The sequence below is a fragment of the Dyella sp. AtDHG13 genome, from assembly GCF_003201105.1.
Lineage (GTDB): Bacteria > Pseudomonadota > Gammaproteobacteria > Xanthomonadales > Rhodanobacteraceae > Dyella > Dyella jiangningensis_B.
In genome coordinates, this window is sequence record NZ_QICJ01000010.1 from 130,331 (window position 1) to 150,531 (window position 20,201).

Sequence of the window (20,201 nt, forward strand, 5' to 3'; positions counted from 1 at the left end):
CCGCAGGAAAGCCCTCGGCAGCTCAGGCCGACGCGGCCGATTCGTGATCGATGTGCTTGAGCGCGCGCACGCGGGAAAATAGCTCTTCGAGCGAATCCACTTCGAACACGGTGACGAGGGGCACGTCGATGCCGTGCTGTTCGCTCACCGCAGCGCAGAAACGCATGGCGCTCAGCGAGTCGCCGCCGATATCGAAGAAGTTGTCGCTGGCCTGGATCTGCGGCTGGTCGAGCAACCGGCGCATGCCATCGAGCAAGGCCTGGGCCAATGCGTCCGTGGCGCCGGCCGAGGGGGCTGCCGCGCCCGGCGCGCCTTTGCCGCGGGCATCGATATGTTCCGCCAGTGCCCGGCGATCGACCTTGCCGTTGATGGTCAACGGCAACGCGTCGAGAAAGGCGACGTCCCGCGGCACCATGTAGCCGGGCAGCGAGCCGCGCAGGTGTTGCAGCAGCGAGGCTTCGTCCACCGGGCCGGCGTCGCCGCGCTTTACCGCGAACGCATGCAGCGACTGAGTGCCAGCGGCCTGCTTCAGGTGGATGACGCAGGCGTCCGCAAGCGCATCGACGGCGCGCAGGCAGGTTTCGATTTCGCCAAGCTCTACGCGAAAGCCCCGTATCTTCACCTGGGTATCGATACGGCCGAGGTAGTCCAGCCGGCCGTCGGCTGCCTGGCGTACCAGATCGCCCGTGCGATACATGCGCGAGCCATCCGTAGCGAAGGGATCGGGCAGGAAGCGCTCCGCCGTGAGTGCCGGGTTGCCCAGGTAGCCCTGAGCCAGTCCGGTGCCTGCTATGAACAGTTCGCCTTCGGCACCGAGCGCTGCGGCCAGCCCGTCGTCGTCCAGCACATAGGCGGCGGTGCCGGGAATTGGCGTGCCGATGGGAATCGCCGTGTCACCGGGCACCTCGGCGGTCATGACATGGCAATGCGAGAACGTGGTGACTTCGGTGGGGCCATAGCCGTTGACCAGCGCGAGGCCGCCGCACCGCAGGAATTGGCTGGCCGCGGCGGGCGACATCACGTCGCCTCCGGCCAGAAGCACGCGAACGCTGTGCAAGCGCGACAGGGCTTCGCCGCCCAATGCGTTGAATACGCCCGTGCTGAGCAGCAGTACGGTGACACCATGCGCGGCGACCAGGTCGCCGATCTCCTTGCCGGAGATGCGCGGGGGCGCCACGACCAGGGTCCCGCCGGTGAGCAGGGCACCCCAGATCTCGAACGTGGAACCATCGAACGCGATGGACATACCGTGGTAGACGACGTCGTCCGGCTGGAAGCCGCAGTAGCTTGCGCCGGTGACCAGATCGAGTATCGCCCGATGCGGAATGCACACACCCTTGGCTTCGTTCGTGGAACCGGACGTATAGATGACGTAGGCCAGCTCGAGCGGATGAAGGTTGGGCAAGGCGATCAGCGGTGCTGTGCCGACTGATGCAACATCGACAATCACAAGGCTGCCGGTGAACCAGGCGGGTGCCGCTGCGCCTTCGGCAAGGGCCAGTATCCCGATGCCGGCCGCCGTTGCTTGGGCGGCAAGACGCTGGTCAGGCGCCGCCGGATCGAGCGGCACGTACACCGCGCCCACCTTCAGTATCGCGAGCATCGCGACGATGGCTGCGGCAGAACGGTCCATATGCAGGCCGACGCGATCGCCGCGCTGCGTGCCCCGATCGATCAGTGCGCGCGCCGTGACGTCGGCCAGCCGGTCGAGTTCACCGTAGCTCAAACGCATTTCGCCATGGATGATGGCGAGCTTGTCCGGCATGGCCCGCACCACCTGCGCGAATGCCACAGGAAGGGACGGCGCAGGTGGAAAGGGCGCATGGTTGTTGCGCGCCACACTCATGCCCGATGCCTTGGCGGGTATCGCGCTTGCAAGCATTCGGTCGACCATCCTGATCCTCCTCAGACCTTGCCATGCATGGGTCCGCGCCAGGCGGACCGTATCGTCATTCCTTGCCTCCGCGCCGCCTGTCGGCCGCGCGGCTGCCCTCATACGATGTGCCTGCGCTCGCCGCTGCCGGCCAGATCCGCCACGAGGGCGTCGGCAAGGGCAGTCACATGCTGATGAACGAACATGTGGCCGCCATCGAACTCGCGCGCCTGGAATGACGCGCTGGTTTCCTTGCGCCAGGCGGCGAACGCTTCGCCCACGCTTGCATCCTGGTTGCCGTAGTAGGCGTATATCGGGACACGTAGCGGAACACGTGCCCTCTCATGGGTTTCGAACAGCCGCAGGTCCGCCCGCATGGATGGCGCGGAAAGCGTGACCAGTTCGGGTGACGCCAGCAGCTCGTCCGGAATGCCGCCCAGGTCGCGCAGGGCTTCGAACATGGCGCGATCATCCATGCGATGCAGCAGTTGCGGGTGCGCGATGGCGGACGGACCGCGCAATGCACAGACCACCAGTGCGTTCGGCAGGGAAGCGGATGGCGTGTCGTCCGCCGCCAGGCGATGCATCACGTTCAATGCGACCAGTGCGCCAAAGCTGTAGCCCAGGAACGCGCAGGGTTCGCGCAGTTGTGGACGGAGTTCGGCAGTGAGCGCGGCCTCCAGCTCAGGCCAGGTGTCGATGCAGGGCTCCGCGCGCCGGCGGCCGCGACCCGGGAGATCAATCGGTACGACATCCATGCGGCCGCGCAACTGGCCGGCGAGTTGCCGGAAGTTCCACGAACTGCCGCCCGCGAAAGGAAAACAGAAGAGTGTGGGCAGGCTCACGACAGCGATCCCTCCGCCGTCGATACAGGCTGTGTGGCCTTGGCGAGCGTCTCGTCGGCCTGCCGTTGGATGGTGTCCTTGTCCAGAATGACTGAGTCGGGAATGGCGTCAGGCAGGCTTTCCTCCAGGCGCCGCAGCGGTGGATAGAGCAGGCCAAGCGCAGTGAGCATGACGGAGAGCAGGCCAACGATCATGATCATCACCGCCGTGCCGCGCGATGCGCCCGTGCCCACCCAGTGCCTGGCGAAGGAGGCGATCTGGGCATGGGCAAGCATGGGCTGGAACACCTGGTCGACCATCCATCCGGCCAGCAAGGTGCCCAGCGGCATCAGCGAGCGGGCCAGCATCTGGTTGGCTGCGATCACCCGCCCTTGCAGTTCCAGACCCACCTTCACCTGCACCAATGAAAGCCAGTGCGCATTGATGAAGGCAGTGCATACGCCGATGCCGAACATGCCGATCATGGGATAGATCGCTGCGGGTCGGGCTGCGAGGACTACGGCCGATACGCCGAACAGGGCGACGAAGCCGACCATGCCGACGACACGGCGCCGCAAGCCGCCCCACAAGCTCATGGCCAGGCTGCCGGCCAGCATCCCTGCGCCGTTCATGGCCATCACCGTACCCAGCGTGGCGGTGGTGGAGAACGCCATCACCAGTGGCGTCACCAGGACGAGCACCATGCTGGCCAGGCAGTTGCCCAGCGCGAAGAACACCGCCAGCGCGATCATGCCGTGGCGCTTGAGGATGTAGCGCCAGCCTTGCGTCACCTCCTTCCAGAACGGCTCTTCTTGCCGGCGGAACAGCGCATAAGGAAAGCGCACGGCGAGCAGCGTGGCGAACGCGATCGCGTAGCTGGCAATATCCAGCACTAGGATGCGGTCCAGGCCCAGTCGCAGCATCAGCAAACCGCCGAACATCTGCCCGATCAGCAGGCCCGACGCGCCGCCCAGTTGGACGAAGCCATTGGCGTGACCGAGGTAGCGCTTGGGTGCCAGCTGTGCGATGGCGGCGGTATAGGCCGGTTGCCGGAACGCGCTGGCGATGGCGCTCAGCGTGGCGACGGCGTAGAGCGTGCTGACGTGGAGTTCCCTCGTCCAGGCCAGCACGGCAGTGGCCGCCACGACCAGCACACCGAGCAGGTCGCAGATCATCATGATCTTGCGCCTGTCCCAGCGGTCCGCCACGGCGCCCGCGATGGGCAATACCAGAATGCCGGGCAGGATGCCCATCGCCGACATCATCGCAAAATCGGAGACGACGCCTGTCTGCTGATACACCCATACGCCCAGCGCAAAGGTGGACAGGCCGGTGCCGATCACCGATACGAGCTGGCCCAGCGAAACCAGCAAGAAGGTTGCCAGCGTCGAGGCAGGCACGTGCGCCGACGCCCTGGACGGCGCTGTGGGCCTGGATGTCTGGGTCGTGCCGTGTCGCCAGCGCCGGGCCTGCCGCGTTCCAAGCTCCGCCAGTTCGCGCGCCTGATGTTTCTGGAAGAAGTGTCCGGCGCCAGGGATGATTTCCAGCGACACGTCACGGCTGAAACGCTGCCACTCCAGGTATTCCTCGCCATGGAATTCGGTGGCGCGGTCACGCTCGCCGACTACGCAGACCAGCGGCGCCTTGAGCAGGGCGGCGTCGATCGCGCGATAGTGGCGCGTATAGAAATCCTCCGCCTGCCGTCCGTCGTGGCGCATGTTGCGCACCAGGAATTCCAGCTCCCTGGGGTCTTCGTCTCCGGAGGCGCCACCGGTGACCAGCAGCCCATCCAGGATGGAGCGGGTGGAGACCAGGCCATCGGTGGGCAGCACACGGCTGATGGCGTCGAAGATCGTGCCAGGAAGGCGCGGAATGGGGAACGATCCGCCTACCATGACGCCGAGCACGTTGTCGGCACCACGTGCTTCCATCTGCTGCGCGATCGCCACGGCCATGCCCGCGCCGAGACAGTGGCCGTACAGCAATACTGGCCCGTGGATGGTGCGCTGGATTTCCTCCGCGCATTGCCTGGCGACAGCGTCGAAGGGTTGCAGCGGATCGTCGGGCCGCGCGTAGTCGTGTCCGGGCAGTTCCACGGCGTGCAGCGCGTCGCTTTCCGGCAGGCAGGTCGACAGCGCCAGGTAGGAGATGGCGCTACCGCCGCCGAACGGTACGCACACCCAGGTGATGCCATCCTGGCGTGCATCGCGTGGCGTGAGCCGGTGCAGCAAGCCTTCGTGGCTCGATTCGGCCTGGGCGAGATGATCGGCCAGTTCCGCCACGGTCGGGTGACGAAACAGATCCATCACGCTCAGTCCCCGGCCGATGCCGCGCACGGCGCGGACCGCCTTGAAGGAGTCGCCGCCCAGGTCGAAGAAATTCTCGTCGATGCCGAAGTCGTCGAAGCCGAGCAGGGCGGCCCATGCTGCGGCGATTTCGTTTTCCAGCGCATTGCGTGGTGCGCGCGCATGGGCCGCGACCTGGCGTTCGTGGCTGGGCGCGGGAAGGGCGAAGCGGTCTAGTTTGCCATTAGCGTTGAGCGGTAGCCGCTCGATGGGCACAAAGGCAGTGGGCACCATGTAGTCGGGCAGCGCGGCCCGCAACGAGAGGCGCAGTGCGTCGATGACCTCGCGATCGTGCTCGCGCTGCGTGGCGTCGGCCATCACCAGATAGGCGACAAGCCGCTTGTCGCCGGGCGTGTCCTCGCGCAGGATGACGCGCGCCTCCTGCACGGCGTCGTGGCGCAACAGTGCTTCGATCTCCGAGGTTTCGACGCGGTATCCGCGAATCTTGACCTGATGGTCGATACGCCCCAGGAACTCCACCATGCCGTCGCTGCGCACGCGCGCCAGGTCGCCGGTGCGATAGAGCCTGCTGCCGGGCGGACCGAACGGATCAGGCACGAAGCGTTCTGCCGTGAGCGCGGGGCGGCCCAGGTAGCCGCGGGTAATGCCGGCGCCACCGATATGCAGCTCGCCGGGGATGCCAATGGCGAGCGGTTGCAGCTCGGCATCCAGCACATAGGCCTGTACGTTACCCAGCGGACGCCCCAGCGGCAGGGTGCCGACCCTGGTCGGTTGCTCCGCGGCAACCGTGTAGGTCAGTGCCGCCACGCTGCTTTCGGTGGGGCCGTAGTGATTCTGTATGTTGAGCGTCGGCCTGGCCGTGCGGACATCGCTCACGGTCTGCCAACTGCAGGCCTCGCCGGCAAAGACCAGGCAACGTTGCGGCAGCAGGTCATGGATCGGCGCCATGGAGCACAGCGTTTCAAAGTGGCTGGGGACCAGCTTCAGCACGTCGGGGCGGTGCGTGCGCATGTAGTCGGCAAACGCCAGTGGCTCGGTGACGCGCGCATGCGACATGACATGCACGCAGCCTCCGCTGCTCAGGGCGCCGTACAGCATGGTAGTGCCCAGGTCTGCCGCGAAGGTGGACACCATCGTGAAATGGCTACCCTGCTGTACCGCCAGCCGACGCATGACGCCATGCAGGTAGTTCAGATAGTGCCGGTGTTCGACGCCCACACCCTTGGGGCGGCCGGTCGAGCCCGAGGTGAACAGCACATACATCAGGTTATCGGTACGATGGACTACCGGCACGGCTACATCAGGTTGGGCGGCGATCAGCGCTTCGTCCCGATCCATGCAGATGGCATGAATGCCACCCGTCGCTTCGAGTGGGGCGACCAAGTGCGATTCGGTCAGGCACAGCGTGGCGCCGACGTCTTCCAGCATGAAGCGAACGCGATCGATCGGATAAGTGGCGTCGATGGGCACGTAGGCCGCACCCGACTTGAGGATGCCGAGCAGGGCTGCCACCGTCGCGTGCGTACGCTCCATGTACAGGCCCACGCGCTGCTCAGCGCCTGCTCCAGCCGACCGGAGGAGCGCCGCGATGCGGTTGGACCATGCGTCGAGTTCGCGGTAGCTCAGGCGCGCGTCCTCGTGCATTACCGCTGGCGCGTCCGGAGTGCGGGCGACGTGGGCCGCGAACCATTCGACGATGTCACGAACCACGGGATAAACGACCGCGCTGTCGTTGAACGCGACCAGCAAGGCATGGCGTTCGTCGCCATCAATCCAGTCGAGCAGGGCGAGCGTGTCATCCGGCCGGCGCAGCATGCTCAGCAGAAGGCGATCGAGGTGCCGGGCCATTCGCACCACGGTCTCGCGATCGTAAAGATCAGTGTTGTAGGTCACCGAGCCGCTCAGTCCTTCGGCGAGATCGTCGATGGCCCAGCTCAGGTCGAATTTCGCGGTGCCGGTATCGATCGGCACGTCATGCGCGGCCACGCCATCCAGGTCAAGGCGCGCGCGCGGCATATTGTTGATCGACAGCATGGTCTGGAAGATCGGCGTGTGGCCGAACTGGCGTTCGGGCGCCACGGCTTCGACGAGCTTATCGAAAGGCAGGGTCTGATGGTCGACCACGGCCATCCACTCTTGCTGGACCTGGCGTATCAGTTCGCGCGCGCTGCTCGCCCGGCCAGGACGCACGCGCATGGCCAGGGTGTTGACGAAGCAGCCCACCAGGCCTTCCCACTCGGGCGCATCGCGGCCGGCGACCGGCGCACCGATCACCAGGTCGCCCTGTCCACTGTAACGGCGGTATAGCGCGCCGAGCGCCGCGAGGAAAATGACGAAGGGCGTGACGCGCTCCTGCAGCGCGAATGCCTTCAGCGCTTCCTGGGTCGTGGCGTCAAAACGAAACGTGTGGATGGCGCCGGACGTCCCCTGCGTCGCCGGACGTGGGCGGTCTGTGGAGAGCTCGAGCAACGCGGGTGCGCCGGCCAGTCGCTGTTGCCAGACACCGAGCTGGCGCTCGAGGACCTCGCCGTGCAGCTGCCGTGCCTGCCAGTACGCGAAGTCGGCGTATTGCAGGGTTGGCCGGCGCTCCGTTTCTCCGTCGCCCCCCGAGTTGTACGACTTGCCGAGTTCGCGCAATAACACGCCCACCGACCAGCCGTCGGCTGCGATGTGATGAAGATTGATCAGCAATAGGCTTTCATCTGTGCCCGAACGCCACAGAACGGCACGCACCGGAAGTTCGCGATCCAGCGCAAAAGGCACGCTGGCCTCCGCCGTCGCAAGAGACGCCAGCTGATCGAGTGCCGTGCTGGCATGGGTATCGATCACACGGAGACTGAGCTCGTGCTCGTCATGGACGACTGCCGCGGGCTCGCCGCCGTCGTCGCGATAGGTGGTGCGCAATATCTCGTGCCGGCGCGCCACATCCCGCAGCGCCCGCTCCAGTCGAGCGGCATCGACGCGACCGTGCAAGGCCAGCGCGACCGGCACGTTGTAAGCGGCGCTTCCGGGCTGCCATTGATCCAGGAACCAAAGGCGCCGCTGGATGGACGACAGGGGAATGCCGGCATCGGCGGGCCGAGGTGTGATGCGTGGCGCTTCCGCTTGGCCGGACTGCGCCTTGCGAAGGCGTTGTTCCAGCAGGCGACGACGGGCATCCATGTCCGATCCGAGTGTGCTCATTCGGTGTTTCCTTGGCCGGCGGACGTGTCCGCCAGTGTTTCGCTGTCGTCCTGGGCCAGCGCCTGGGCCACGTCGGCGGCGTCCATCGCCTCGATCTGTGCGATCAGCGCGTCCTCGACGCGCAGTGCCAGCGCGGCGATGGTGGGCGACTCGAACAGGAGCCTCAGCGACAGCGGAACTTCAAAGCGTTCGCTGGCGCGCGCCATCACCTGCGCGGCAAGAATGGATTGTCCGCCCAGGGTGAAGAAGTCGTCCTCCACGCTGACCCTGTCCAACGAAAGCACCTCGCCTACCAGGGCGGCGAGGATTTGTTCCGTCAGCGTGCCCGGTGCGACGTATTCCCGCGTCGCGGCGTGGCCCAACGCCTCTGGCGAGGGCAGGGCGAGACGGTCGATCTTTCCATTGGCCGTACGGGGGAATTCCGCGAGCGGAATGATGGCCGCCGGAACCATGTGCTCCGGCAGGCGTGTGCGCAGATGCGACGCAAGCGCCTGATCCTCGATCGCAACCCCGTGCTGCGCGACGACATAGGCCACCAGCTGCTTGCCGCCGATGCTATGCGCCCGAGCGGTCACCACGGCGTCCTGCACGTGCGGGTGTTGCCGAAGAACGGCCTCGATCTCGCCAAGCTCGATGCGGAAGCCCCGGATCTTGACCTGATCATCGATGCGCTCTACGAAGGCGATCGAACCGTCCGGCAGGTATCGGGCGTGGTCGCCGGTGCGATAGAGCCGCGCACCTGCTGGTGCACCCGGGTGTTGCGCGGCGAACGGATCAGGGATAAACCGCTCAGCAGTCAGCGCGGGTCGGCCCAAATAACCGCGCGCCACGCCCGCGCCGCCGATATAGAGCTCGCCGGTCACTCCCGGCGGCACTGGCTCCAGGTTCGCATCCAGCACATAGGCCTGAGCGTGCGGGATCGGCCGGCCAATGGATGGCTTTCCGCCGTGCGGAACACAGCGCGCCATCGTCGTGCAGATGGTGGCTTCCGTGGGCCCGAAGGCATTGATGAAGCGCCTGCCCTCCGCCCAACGATCCACCAGTTCGGCGGAACAGGCCTCGCCGCCCGCAATCACGGAGGCCAACGCCGGCAGCGGTTCCGGCGGTATCGTCGCCAGCACGGATGCCGGCAGGACGATCACGCTCACGCCATGCTCGCGCAATAGTCGCGCCAGCGGCTCCCCACCCACGACATCGGCGGGGCGCAGCAAGAGTCGCGCGCCGGCCGCGAGGGTCATGCAGACGTCCGATACGGAAACATCGAAGCCGAACGAAACGAATTGCAGGACGCAACTGTGTGCGTAGACGCCGAATCCCTCGATCTTCGCCTTGACCAGGTTGAAAAACGCGTCGTGCGTGACCTCGACGCCCTTCGGTTTACCGGTCGAGCCGGACGTATAGATGATGTACGCCAGGTCGCTCGGCGCAGGCCCTTGGCTTGGTGCGCCTGTCGGCTGGCTTTCGAGCGCCGCGCCATCGGCCTGCCAATCCCAGACGGCGGACGCACGGGCCCGTGCGGCAAGCAGTGCATCGATGCGTCCCCTGGTGCCTTGGCCGGTCACCACCAGGCCAGGGCGCGCATCCTCGATCATGAAGGCGATACGCTCGTCGGGATAACCGGGATCCAGTGGCAGGTAGACGCCGCCAGCCTTGAAGATGGCGAGCATCGCGCAGACAAGTTCGGGACTGCGCTCCAGCAGCACGCCCACGGGAACCTCGGGACGCACGCCCCGTTGACGCAGCGCGTGCGCCAGTTGATTGGCGCGCCGATCGAGTTCGCCGTAGGTCCATGTCGCATGACCGGAGACAAGGGCGATGGCTTCCGGGTGGCTGCGCGCATGCGCCTCGAAGAGCGTATGCGCCACGCCATCGATCCGGTCCCTGTCGGTCTCGTTCCAGCGGCGGATGACGCGATCGCGTTCGGTGGCGTCGAGCAGCGGGAGCGCGTTCGCAGGTGTGTCGGGCCGGTCCACGGCCGCCGAAAGCAGTACGTCGAAATGCGCCAGCATCCGCTGCGCGGTCGATGCGTCGAAAAGATCGATGTTGTATTCCAGCGAGAGGGTGACACCACTTTCGAGCGGATCGAGCACCAAAGCGATGTCGAAACGTGCGCGGTCGGTCGGCACTTCTCCCGCGTAGCCGATGCTCACATCGGGTGCGATCTGTACGGACGGCCGCACGTTTTGCACCACTAGCATGGTCTGGAATACCGGCGAGTGGGCGAGCTCCCGTTGGACGCCAAGAGCGCCGACCAGTTCGCCGAATGGGAATTCGCCGTGCGCGTAAGCGTGGATGCAGCGGGTACGAACGTCGCGAAGAAGCTGGCGAAACGACACCCGGCTATCCACCTTGATGCGCATCGCCACCGTATTGACCAGAAAGCCGATCAGGTCGCGCGTGTCCTTGTCGGTACGCAACGCGAAGGGCGCGCCGATGACTATGTCCTGCTGGCCGGTGTACCGGCTCAACCAGATCGCATACGCAGCCAGCAGGTACATGAAGGGCGTAACGCGCTCGCGACGACTGGCTTGCTCGAGTCGTTCCATCCAGGCGGCGGACACGGGCATGGCCAGCGTGGCCCCACGGTATGTCTGCACGGCCGGGCGCGGCCGATCCGAGGGCAGAGCAAGCACCGGCAGTTCGCCGGCCAGTTCCGCACTCCAGAATTCGAGCAGGCGCCCGTGGTGATCGCCCCGGATGCGTAGGCGCTCAGCTGCGGCGACATCATGGCTTTGCAGACGAAGAGCGGGCAGGGGAGAAGGTTGTCCGCTCGACAAGGCTGGGTAAATGGCCCCCAGCTCTTGCAAGAAGATGTCGATCGACGCACCGTCGAAAATGATGTGGTGAACCGTCAGCACGAGCTGGTGCGCGCCTGCATCGAAACGATACAAAGTCGCCCGGAGCAGGGGCGGTAGCGCGAGATCAAATGGACGGTCGAGCGTCGCGCGTTGATGCTCCCGTGCCAAGGCGGCGGCATGTGCCTGGCCGCTCAGATCCTCGATGGTCAGCGAAAACGCCTGCAGCGCTGCCTCGATGCGCACGGCTTCGCCTTGCCGGTCCACGAAACCCGTGCGAAGCACGTCGTGACGACGCATCACTTCAACAATGGACTGCTCCAGCAAGGCGGCGTTCAAGGGGCCGCGCAAGTTGAAAATCATCGAGGCGTTATAGAGCGCCTTGTCGTCAACCAGTCGATCGATGATCCAGAGACGCTCTTGGGCGAAAGACAGGCCCGGTACCGAGGCTTCAGTCGGCGATCGGTCGGCCATATCAGATCAGGCCCGGCATTTCGATGAGCTTTTCGGAGCCATTGACACGCATCGCGCATGCGGCAGGCAGGTTTCCTTTCGTACGCCAAGACAACGAATCCACGCGATCCCCCTCCGCAAGCACGGTTTCCATCTGCTGCTCGGTACTACTTCGCGAAATGCGTTCTTCCTTTCCATCGTGTGCGGCGGAAAGCGGCGCGCACGACACCGCGGGATGCTCACTCGAGGCGGCGCATCTCCCTCAACCGTGGTTCTACACGGCCTGTTGCGCAACGAAAACCAGATCAACGATGCGCTTCGCCAGACACGCCGATGGCGACTCCTGGCCCATGCATCTCCTGAACACGCCCGCACACGCAGTGCAGAGGCGCCTCCCCATGTATGTGTTCAGGTCTATTCGATTGAGCAATAAAAAATGTTGCGAGTGCAAGCGGCCCTAACAGCGAAAGGCGGCACAGGCGGCACAGCCTGTTCGCGAATCCACTTGAGAGCATGTGCCCAAGATATGAATTTCAATCGATACTTAAAAAAGGACTGGCGCATCTCTTGAGAGATATTTCTTACACAAACTGCAGGCTTTCACCTACAAACTATCTGTGGCGCTTGATGCTCAACACCTGCAGAGGCACGAAGCTATTTGGCGCGCAGGACTGGCGGTCTGGCCCAGCGGTACCAGGGGAATTGCATCCACTGGCCGGGCAAGTAATGGGCCGGCCGGTCGTTGCGGCCTTAAGTTTCATGGCTGCAATTAATCAGCCATGCGAAACGAGACCGGCGCGTTTTAAGATAAATTTCGCGCCGAAGCGGTTGCACAGAGCGACCGGCTGAAATTCGGGCTTTGGCAGCCGTGCCAGCCATCGATAACTACGCATAATGTAGAGGGTCGGCCGAGAATCAGAAAAAAAAGCGCACTTTGAGTCCTAACTGTCTGTTGGAATTACAGAATCCGATGAAGACGGCCCGGCGAAGCGTTCCTGCGGTGACTTCGCGCCGCCCAACGAGCCTGGCTAGCCTCCTAGAGATCATGCAGGCGGCCCACTTCATGTGCCCTGCTCGATCACAGGATCGCCTACATCCTCAGTCGCTTGCGGCGTCAGAAGCCTCCGGCTTGCGTCGTGCGGTACTACGGCTCGTGTCAGGTCGACGGTGTAATCGCCAAACCGGTTGATGTGCGCCGTCCGGTATGGCGACAGCCCTGCCAGGACTTCCGGGGTGATTTCATGACCTTCGACCTGTAGTTGGCCAATGGCCCGCGTCATGTGCTCGACGTTATGGAGAATGACCATGTTGGCCACCAGATGGTTGTAGCCGATCACCTTCTCCTGCTCATGCCGCAGGTTCTCGGCAATGATGCCCTGCCCACCGAAGAAGGCCCACTGGGCGAAGTTATTGAACTCCTCGCTCTTGTTCGTTGCCGCCGTGATCATCTGTCGAATCTCCGCGCTGTCAATGTAGCGTAGAAGAAACATCGTTCGGATCACGCGACCCAGCTCGCGGAAGGCGAAGTAAAGCTTGTTCTTTCGGCTCGCTGTACCCAGACGACGAAGAATGGTCGACGCCGTGATCTTCCCTGTTTTGATCGACACAGCCACGCGCTGCATGTCCGGCAGATGGGTTTGGATCAGATCCCAGTCGATCACGCCATCACCGAACAACGGGTGCAGATGCGGATAGGCGGTGCCTGCATCCGGTCGCGAAAATGACAGGTCCCGGAGGTTGCGTATGCGAGGCATCAAGTCGATACCCAATAGGTACGCCAGGGCGAACACCGGGAAGCTCTGCGCCTGTGTATCTCCGTGGATGGTCTTGGGCTGGATGTCGGAGTCGTTCTGCAGCACGTCCAGAATATAGATTGCTTCGTAGGTGCCGCAGGCAATGAAGCGGCTCAGCAGCGCGATGTATTTGTCCGAAACGTGGTAGTAGCCAATCCCACCGTAGCCGCCGTAACGAAGGTGGTACTGCGAGAGCGTGTTCTGCTCGTACATGCTCCACTTGGTGCCGTCGGCTGACGCCGACTGGCCACTGCCCCAGTAACCGGGTAGCTCGTAACGGTTGTAGACGTTGATGATGTCCTTCGTCGCTCGCTCGAGCACCTCGTCGGTCACGTACTTCAGGTTCAACCAGCCCGCCTGCTTTCGGCTCAGATCGCGAAGGGACCGCGCGGTTTGCGTGGGCCCAAGATTGCAGCCATAGCAAAATACGGTCGTGACCACGCGATACAGCAGGTTGTCGACTTGCGCCTCACTGCCGGCGAGCGGTTTGAAGTGACGCTCCATACCGGTCCAGGTCGCGACATCCTGAAGCACGTCCGTGATGGTGGTGGGCTCCATGCGCTCAAGCAGCTTGGCATCCAGGATGGCGATGTCCCGCGTGACCTCCGGACGCTGCGGCTTTCGGAGAATCAGTCGACCATCGACGAACGAGGCATCGGCATTTGCTGGGAAACGTCGATTGACCGATTCACACCGCTCGCGCATGGCGTGCCGGAGGTTCTGAACGAACTGCTCTGGTTCCACGGCAAGACCCGTCGCCTCGCCATACAGCGGCAGTTCCTGCGCCAAGATCGCATCATCCACCAGCGTCTCGCGGTAGTCGTCAAACTTGTTGGCTCCGGGGACAAAGAGGTCACCCGATTTCAGCTCATCTTTGATATGGAACAGCGCGGCGAGCTCGAAGAAACGGCGACGCACCCAGGCCGGCGGACCGTACCGGTTCTTGATCATCGCTTCTTTCCGCCACGTCGCCGACATCCAGGTGAAATCGTCGGGCCACTCCAGGCCTAGCTCTGACAGTGCGAGTGAGTCCCGACGGACGTCACGGCAGTACTCCAAAACCTCCAACAACCGAGCCGTGTTGTCATCGCTGGAGGTCGAGCGCAGCTGCATGATCGCAAGGCAATTAAGCAGCAACGCGCGTTGGGCGGCATAGGGACGTTCCAGAAACGGAATGAAATGCTGTCCCGCGTACGCCAGATGTTCGTTGCAATCGGCCACGATCAGTGAAACGGCCCGTTCGAGCGAGCCTTCGATGGCGGTGATGCGTTCCTCCGCGGTGCCTTCCAGCTGGTATGCCTGCAGGGTCTCCTTCAGCTGAGCCACTAGCGCGTCGGTGCGCTTCATGTGCTCGGCCTGATAGGTCATCAGGTTCTTTTGGGCGACGTTTTCCAGGTTCTGCAGCAGACGGATGAAGAGCTCGGCGGCGTCATCCAGAGTCTTGTTGTACTGGGAGCGGATAAAGATGACCGCCAATGCGTGACGTTTCGCCGGATGGTACTCGGCTAGTTCCGCGGCGTCCTTGGCGCGCGCCCAGTCGCGAAAGAACTTCAACTTGGCGATGGGAATATCCACCGGCGGTAATGAATCCGCCAACGTGCGCAAACGCTGCACATGCGCCAGGTAGTAGCGCACCTCTTTGTTCCCCGGCTTGCGTGGCTCGCGCTTGAGCGCTTGCCAGCCGCTGCTGGTCATACCCGGTGCGACGGTCAGCAGCGACGCGATCGTCTCCTTGGACGCGGATGACAGGCTGTCGTCGATCTGCTTGAAGAAGGTTTCGTGGATGTCCTCCCGGGCCTTGCCGGCCATGGCGTCCAGTAACCCGAATGCTGGCAGCTCGTACGAATGCCGAATCAATTCCTCCAGCATGACGTTGATGATGTCAGCCAGATAGTGCCGCGTGCGCGCGGCCTCGCGCGCCACGACGGCGAGCAGATCACGGCCCCGCTCGCCCAAGCGACGAAGTTTCAGATGATCCCGGATGGCACTGACATGCTTGTCGCGCATGCGGGAGCGATCATAGGTATCCAGATCGGCCAGCCGAAACGCGCGTCGGAAGCCCATGGCGTGGGCGATATGCCGGGCAATGCGTTCGGGCGTCGGTCCAATCGGCGCGAGCCGGCCAAGGTGCTGAGCCGTCTTCAGTTGCACCATCGCCGTGAACTGCCGGAGCGGCTGGTCGGCGATCGACCGGATAAACGCCAGGTCCGCCGCCGTGGGCGTGAAAAGGCTTTCCAGATCCGCAGCCCCCAGGTCCGCAGGAAGGCGCCGGTACGCGGTCTCGTGCTCTTGAGTCATCCGGGTCGTGTTCCCAGGGGCAGAAGATGATTAATCCCATCGGAGCCTGCCGTCGTCGTGTTGCGCGACCGTGTCGGCAACGGCACCGTGGTTGTCAGCGATGCGATGGATATCTTCCATCAGGGTTGCCATGGTCTCGCTCAACGCCAATTCGTCGGTCGCGGCAACGGTGAGCACGTACGCCGTTCGCGCCGCGTCCTGGGCGACGGCAGCGTGCCGCTGCAGGCAGACGAATTCGATGGCGCGATGGGCCTGCGCCGCGCCGCGCCGCGAACGACTGGCCGCCAGACGCAGGACGAGCGAGACGACGAAGGTGCGATCGGGGGTTGGCTCGGGAACGGCTGACGGGGGTGGCAACGCGAGCGACGGGACAGCCGGCGGATGCTGGGCCAGGCCTTGCTCGATTCGCGATTGCCCGAAGGCGTCGGGGGTGTCGACATAGCGCATGGCGGACTGGATGTCTTTCCAGCCCACATATTCCATCAGCGCCTTGGCGTCCCATCCGCTTCCGCTCGCCCAGCCCGCGAAGCCCCGGCGTAACGAGTGCCCGGTGTATTGCGCCGCGCCGGCCAGTCCTGCCCGGGCGAAGGCTCTACGGAGTACGCCAATGAGGCTATTGGCGTGTAAGGCGCCGGCCCTTACCGTGCCATGGGCATCGATGGCGCGAAAGAGCGGCCCGTCGGTAAGATGCGCGGCTTCGCGCCACGCCTCAACGGCTGTGACCGGACACAACCGGCTGAGCGCCGGCACGCGGTGCGTGACACCGGCGGCGAGGCGGTCGCCTTTGCTCCGGGGCAGATATATCAGCATGCCCTGAGCCGGAATCACGGTCACCTGGTCGACGCGAAGCCGCAGCAATTCGTCGCCGCGAAAGCCTTTCCAGAAGCCAAGCAAGATGAGCGCCCGGTCACGGCGCACCCGCAATCCCATGGCGCGATCGCCACAGCCATCGGCGGCGGCGATCGCATTAGCCATCCAGGCATCGAGCACGGTGAGATCGCGCAGCTGCAGCGGATCGGCCCGACGTTCCTGGACGTTATGAACAGCGCGGATTCCTTTCAGCGTCTGACGAACGAGCGTATGTCGCGTCGGATCGGCAAAGCCATGGGATTGGTGCCAATGGGCCAAGGCCGCCAGACGGCTACGCAAGGTGTTGAGCGACTGGGTCGCGCCATACGCGGCCAGGTATTCGGCAACGCGCTGCGCCGTCGCCGGCAGCAGGCCACCCCAGGTTTCCTCGAAATGACGGACGCCGGCTGCATAGCTCTTCTGCGTATTGTCGCGCGTGCCGGCCTCCACGTAGTCGGCCACGCTGCGCACCGGCACCTCGGGCACGGATGGCGATGTCATACCGGGTCCGGCCGCGGACGCAGGGCTTCGAGCATGGTCATGAAGGCGTCGGACAGCTCTTCCTGATAGACGATGAGGCTGTCGTTGAGTTGCCAGCCGATCCCCTGCGGGCCGAGCCCGGGAAGCGGCACCGGGTAGTCATGTTTGGCGTGACGCTGTTCGGGCTCCCGCTTCGCCAGGGGTACCCGCAGGCGTGAGAACACCCGTTTGGTCGCCGTGATCGCCGCGACCGATGCGTCGGTTGCGAGCGACGGATCGTGGCGCAGGCGTTCGTCCAGCATGCGGATGAATTCGTACACGCCGAGCACCCACAGATGGGCCTGGATCATCACGTGATCGCGCAGTGCAATGTCGTTATCGTCGGTCGCCCACTCGCCCTGGGTATCGACCAGGTCCTCGCGGCGGATGCCGCGCAGCTTGGCATCGGCCAGACCCAGTAGCTGAATGTGGTGTGGCAAGCTACCGTCGCGGGCGGGATCGCGAATCCAGCGAAAGGATCGCGTCACCCACGTCTCGTATCGCGCCATATCCATGTCGTCGTGGCCCTGGATGCGAGCCCCGATGATATCGCCCTGCGCGCCGCCCGGCACCCTGTTCCGGACCGTGTCTGCACCGGTACCCTTGGCCAAGCGCGGGACGAGCGTCTGACACATCCATATATATGGAAACGTGGTATTGTCAGACCGCTTTCTCATTGGCCTGCCGGAGCCACAACATGAGTCACCCCGTCCTTAACGTGCTCTTCCTTTGTACCCACAACTCGGCCCGCTCTGTGCTGGCCGAGAGCATTCTGCGGCAGGAGGGCGCGGGCCGTTTTCGCGCGTTCTCCGCCGGTAGTTCGCCCAAGTCAGCGGTCAACCCGATGGCCGTCCAGGTCCTTGAGGAACTGGGCTACCCGACCGCCGAGCTCACGTCCAAGAGCTGGGATGTCTTTGACGCCGAGGGCGCCCCGGTCATGGATATCGTCATCACCGTGTGCGACAACGCGGCCGGCGAGATGTGCCCGATCTGGCCCGGTCAGCCGGTCACCGCGCACTGGGGCATCGAGGATCCCTCGGCCGTGGAGGGATCGGAACTGGAGCGCAAGCGCGCCTTCATGACGGCTTTCCGCTACCTTAAAAACCGCATTACGGCCCTGACGGCCTTGCCGGCGGACCGGCTCGATGCCCTGACGATGCGTGAGGAGCTGAAAAAAATCGGTCGCGGCGAAGGCGCCTCGTCGTTGGCCAGTCAGGCCGAGTAACGCGGAAGGGGCCTCAGGACGCTTTGGCGCGTCGCGGCTTGGCTGCCGCGGCGCGTTTGACCGCGGTCCGCTTGGTCCCCGGCGCCGGCAGGCAGTCGCCGCCGCTGCCGGCGCAGCAGTTCTCGGTGAGGTAGTCGACCAGCCCGTTCATCGAAGCGATGACCGGCGCGTAATAGATGAACCGGCCGCTCTGGCGGCTGGTGACCAGGCCGGCATGCAGCAATTCTTTCAGGTGGAACGACAAGGTGGCGCTGGGCAGGCCCAGCCGTTCACCGATGACGCCCACCGGCAGCCCTTCCGGGCCCTGTTCGATAAGCAGCCGGAAGATCGCCAGGCGAGACTCCTGGGCGAGCGCGGAAAGAACCTTGATGGCGTCAGCGGTTTTCATAGGCGGCGATACAGCGGGGCTGGCGAGCAGTGTAGCAAACCGACCCTCAGCCGAATCGGCCGGTCACGTAATCGTGGGTGCGGGGGTTGTCCGGCGCGGTGAAGATCCGATCGGTCGGGCCTTGCTCCACCACTTCGCCGCGATACATGAACACGGTCCGCTGGGAGACCCGGGCCGCCTGATGGAGGTTGTGGGTGACCATGACCACCGTGAAATCGGCACGTAGCTCATCGATCAGTTCCTCGATGCGCGTGGTGGCGATGGGATCCAGGGCCGAGGTCGGCTCGTCTAAAAGCAGCACCTCCGGTTCGATCGCGATGGCGCGCGCGATGCACAGGCGCTGCTGCTGGCCTCCGGAGAGCGACAAGGCGCTGTGCTTGAGTTTGTCCTTCACCTCCTCCCAGAGCGCGGCACGGCGCAGCGCTGCCTCGACACGGTCGCGTAGCTCGGAGGGCGTGAGCGCCTCGTGGTGGGTCAGCGGCAGCGCCAGGTTGTCGAAGATGCTCATGACAAACGGCGTGGGTGCCTGGAAGACCATGCCGACTTTCAGGCGCAGGGCATTGAGGTCGTAGGCGGGGTCGAGGATGTTCTGGCCGTCCAGGCTGACCTCGCCGGCGGCGCGCTGGCCGGGATACAGGCTGTAGACGCGATTGAGCACGCGCAACAGGGTGGACTTGCCGCAGCCGGAGGGGCCCATGATCGCGGTCACTTCGCCGCGGCGAAAATCGGCCGACACCGCATGCAGGGCCTGCTGGGTGCCGTAGAAGAAGTCCAGATCACGAACCCGGAGGGCGGGTTTGCTGTTGTCGACGACTAAAGTCATGAGGGTCCTGGCGGTCATGGCCGGTGTTTCTTGGCGCGCCCGAGCACGGCACGCGAAAGAACAGCCAGCAGGAGGACGAACATCGCCATGACGAAGGCACCGGCCCAGGCGTAGGCATGCCAGTCGTCGTAGGGGCTCATCGCGTATTGAAAGATCACCACCGGCACGTTGGCCATCGGCCCGTTCGGCGTCGCACTCCAGTACTGGTTGTTAAGCGCCGTGAAAAGCAGCGGCGCGGTTTCGCCACTGATGCGGGCCAGGCCCAACAGCACGCCCGTGAGGATGCCCGTGCTCGCCGCGCGCTGCAGGACTTTCACGCTCACCTTCCACTTGGGCAGTCCCAGCGATAGCGCGGCCTCGCGCATCCCACCCGGGACGAGCTGCAGCATCTCATCCGTCGTGCGCACCACGACGGGCAGCAGGATGATCGCCAAGGCCAGCCCACCGGCCCAGCCGGAGAAGTGCCCTACCTGTCGCACGACGAGCTCATACACGAACAGGCCGATGACGATGGACGGCGCGCTCAGCAGGATGTCGTTGGTGAAGCGGATCACCGCGCCCATCCGGGTCTTGCGCTGGAACTCGGCCAGGAATGTTCCGGCCAGCACGCCCAGCGGTGTACCGATCACCAGCGCGATCAGGGTCATCACGAAGCTGCCGTAGAAGGCGTTAAGCAGGCCACCACGCTCCCCGGGTGCGGGCGTCATCTGTGTAAAGAGCTTCAGATCGAGCGCGGACGCGCCTTGGATGAGCGTGGTGGCCATGATCCACAGCAGCCAGCCCAGGCCGAACGCGGTGGCAGCCAGGGAAGCGGTCATGACCAGCGCGTTGACGAGCTGGCGACGCACATACAGCGTATTCATGGACGTTTC

At 64.4% G+C, this 20,201-nt stretch carries 12 protein-coding genes; 1 reads left to right on the forward strand and 11 read right to left on the reverse strand.

Annotation, left to right across the window (positions count from 1 at the left end):
* Nucleotides 1-22: 22 nt before the first annotated feature.
* The 8 genes from BDW41_RS16810 to BDW41_RS16840 form a co-directional block, all read right to left on the reverse strand.
* Complete coding sequence (locus BDW41_RS16810; RefSeq protein WP_158537008.1) at nt 23-1,894, reverse strand: non-ribosomal peptide synthetase; 1,872 nt, start codon at nt 1,892-1,894, stop codon at nt 23-25.
* Between the two features lie 98 nt (nt 1,895-1,992).
* Nucleotides 1,993-2,718, reverse strand: a complete 726-nt coding sequence (locus BDW41_RS16815; protein WP_074549104.1) for an alpha/beta fold hydrolase — start codon at nt 2,716-2,718, stop codon at nt 1,993-1,995.
* A complete protein-coding gene (locus BDW41_RS16820) occupies nt 2,715-8,186 on the reverse strand; it encodes a non-ribosomal peptide synthetase/MFS transporter (protein ID WP_083337661.1) in 5,472 nt (1,823 codons plus the stop codon). Before BDW41_RS16820 ends, BDW41_RS16815 begins: the two co-directional genes overlap by 4 nt.
* On the reverse strand, nt 8,183-11,455 hold the full coding sequence (locus BDW41_RS16825; protein ID WP_074549102.1) for a non-ribosomal peptide synthetase: 3,273 nt from the start codon (nt 11,453-11,455) through the stop codon (nt 8,183-8,185). Before BDW41_RS16825 ends, BDW41_RS16820 begins: the two co-directional genes overlap by 4 nt.
* 1 nt (nt 11,456) lies before the next feature.
* Nucleotides 11,457-11,588 carry a hypothetical protein gene (locus BDW41_RS23860; RefSeq protein WP_255412978.1) on the reverse strand — a complete coding sequence of 44 codons (132 nt, stop codon included), beginning with the start codon at nt 11,586-11,588 and terminating at the stop codon, nt 11,457-11,459.
* A 907-nt stretch (nt 11,589-12,495) separates the two neighbouring features.
* The gene (locus tag BDW41_RS16830) at nt 12,496-15,525 is read right to left on the reverse strand and encodes a Tn3 family transposase (RefSeq protein ID WP_074549100.1); all 3,030 of its coding nucleotides are present in this window, start codon (nt 15,523-15,525) and stop codon (nt 12,496-12,498) included.
* 30 nt (nt 15,526-15,555) lie between these two features.
* Entirely contained in the window at nt 15,556-16,875 is a 1,320-nt protein-coding gene (locus BDW41_RS16835) for a site-specific integrase (RefSeq protein WP_233496909.1), read from the reverse strand.
* Nucleotides 16,872-17,504, reverse strand: a complete 633-nt coding sequence (locus tag BDW41_RS16840) for a hypothetical protein (protein ID WP_146217372.1) — start codon at nt 17,502-17,504, stop codon at nt 16,872-16,874. Before BDW41_RS16840 ends, BDW41_RS16835 begins: the two co-directional genes overlap by 4 nt.
* An 86-nt stretch (nt 17,505-17,590) precedes the next feature.
* On the opposite strand from BDW41_RS16840, the gene BDW41_RS16845 reads away from it, so the two are divergent.
* Nucleotides 17,591-18,118: an arsenate reductase ArsC gene (locus tag BDW41_RS16845; RefSeq protein WP_074549096.1), complete on the forward strand. Its 528-nt coding sequence runs from the start codon at nt 17,591-17,593 to the stop codon at nt 18,116-18,118.
* Between the two features lie 13 nt (nt 18,119-18,131).
* Here BDW41_RS16845 and BDW41_RS16850 read toward each other — a convergent pair whose 3' ends face one another.
* From BDW41_RS16850 to pstA, 3 genes are read right to left on the reverse strand one after another with little or no spacing between them, the layout of a single operon-like run.
* Nucleotides 18,132-18,506, reverse strand: coding sequence for a metalloregulator ArsR/SmtB family transcription factor (locus tag BDW41_RS16850; RefSeq protein WP_074549094.1), 375 nt, complete (start codon nt 18,504-18,506; stop codon nt 18,132-18,134).
* Between the two features lie 46 nt (nt 18,507-18,552).
* Complete coding sequence (gene pstB, locus BDW41_RS16855) at nt 18,553-19,347, reverse strand: phosphate ABC transporter ATP-binding protein PstB (protein ID WP_199535362.1); 795 nt, start codon at nt 19,345-19,347, stop codon at nt 18,553-18,555.
* Nucleotides 19,344-20,192 (reverse strand): phosphate ABC transporter permease PstA, encoded by an 849-nt coding sequence (gene pstA / locus BDW41_RS16860; protein ID WP_074549090.1) that lies wholly within the window; start codon nt 20,190-20,192, stop codon nt 19,344-19,346. Before pstA ends, pstB begins: the two co-directional genes overlap by 4 nt.
* Nucleotides 20,193-20,201 lie beyond the last annotated feature (9 nt).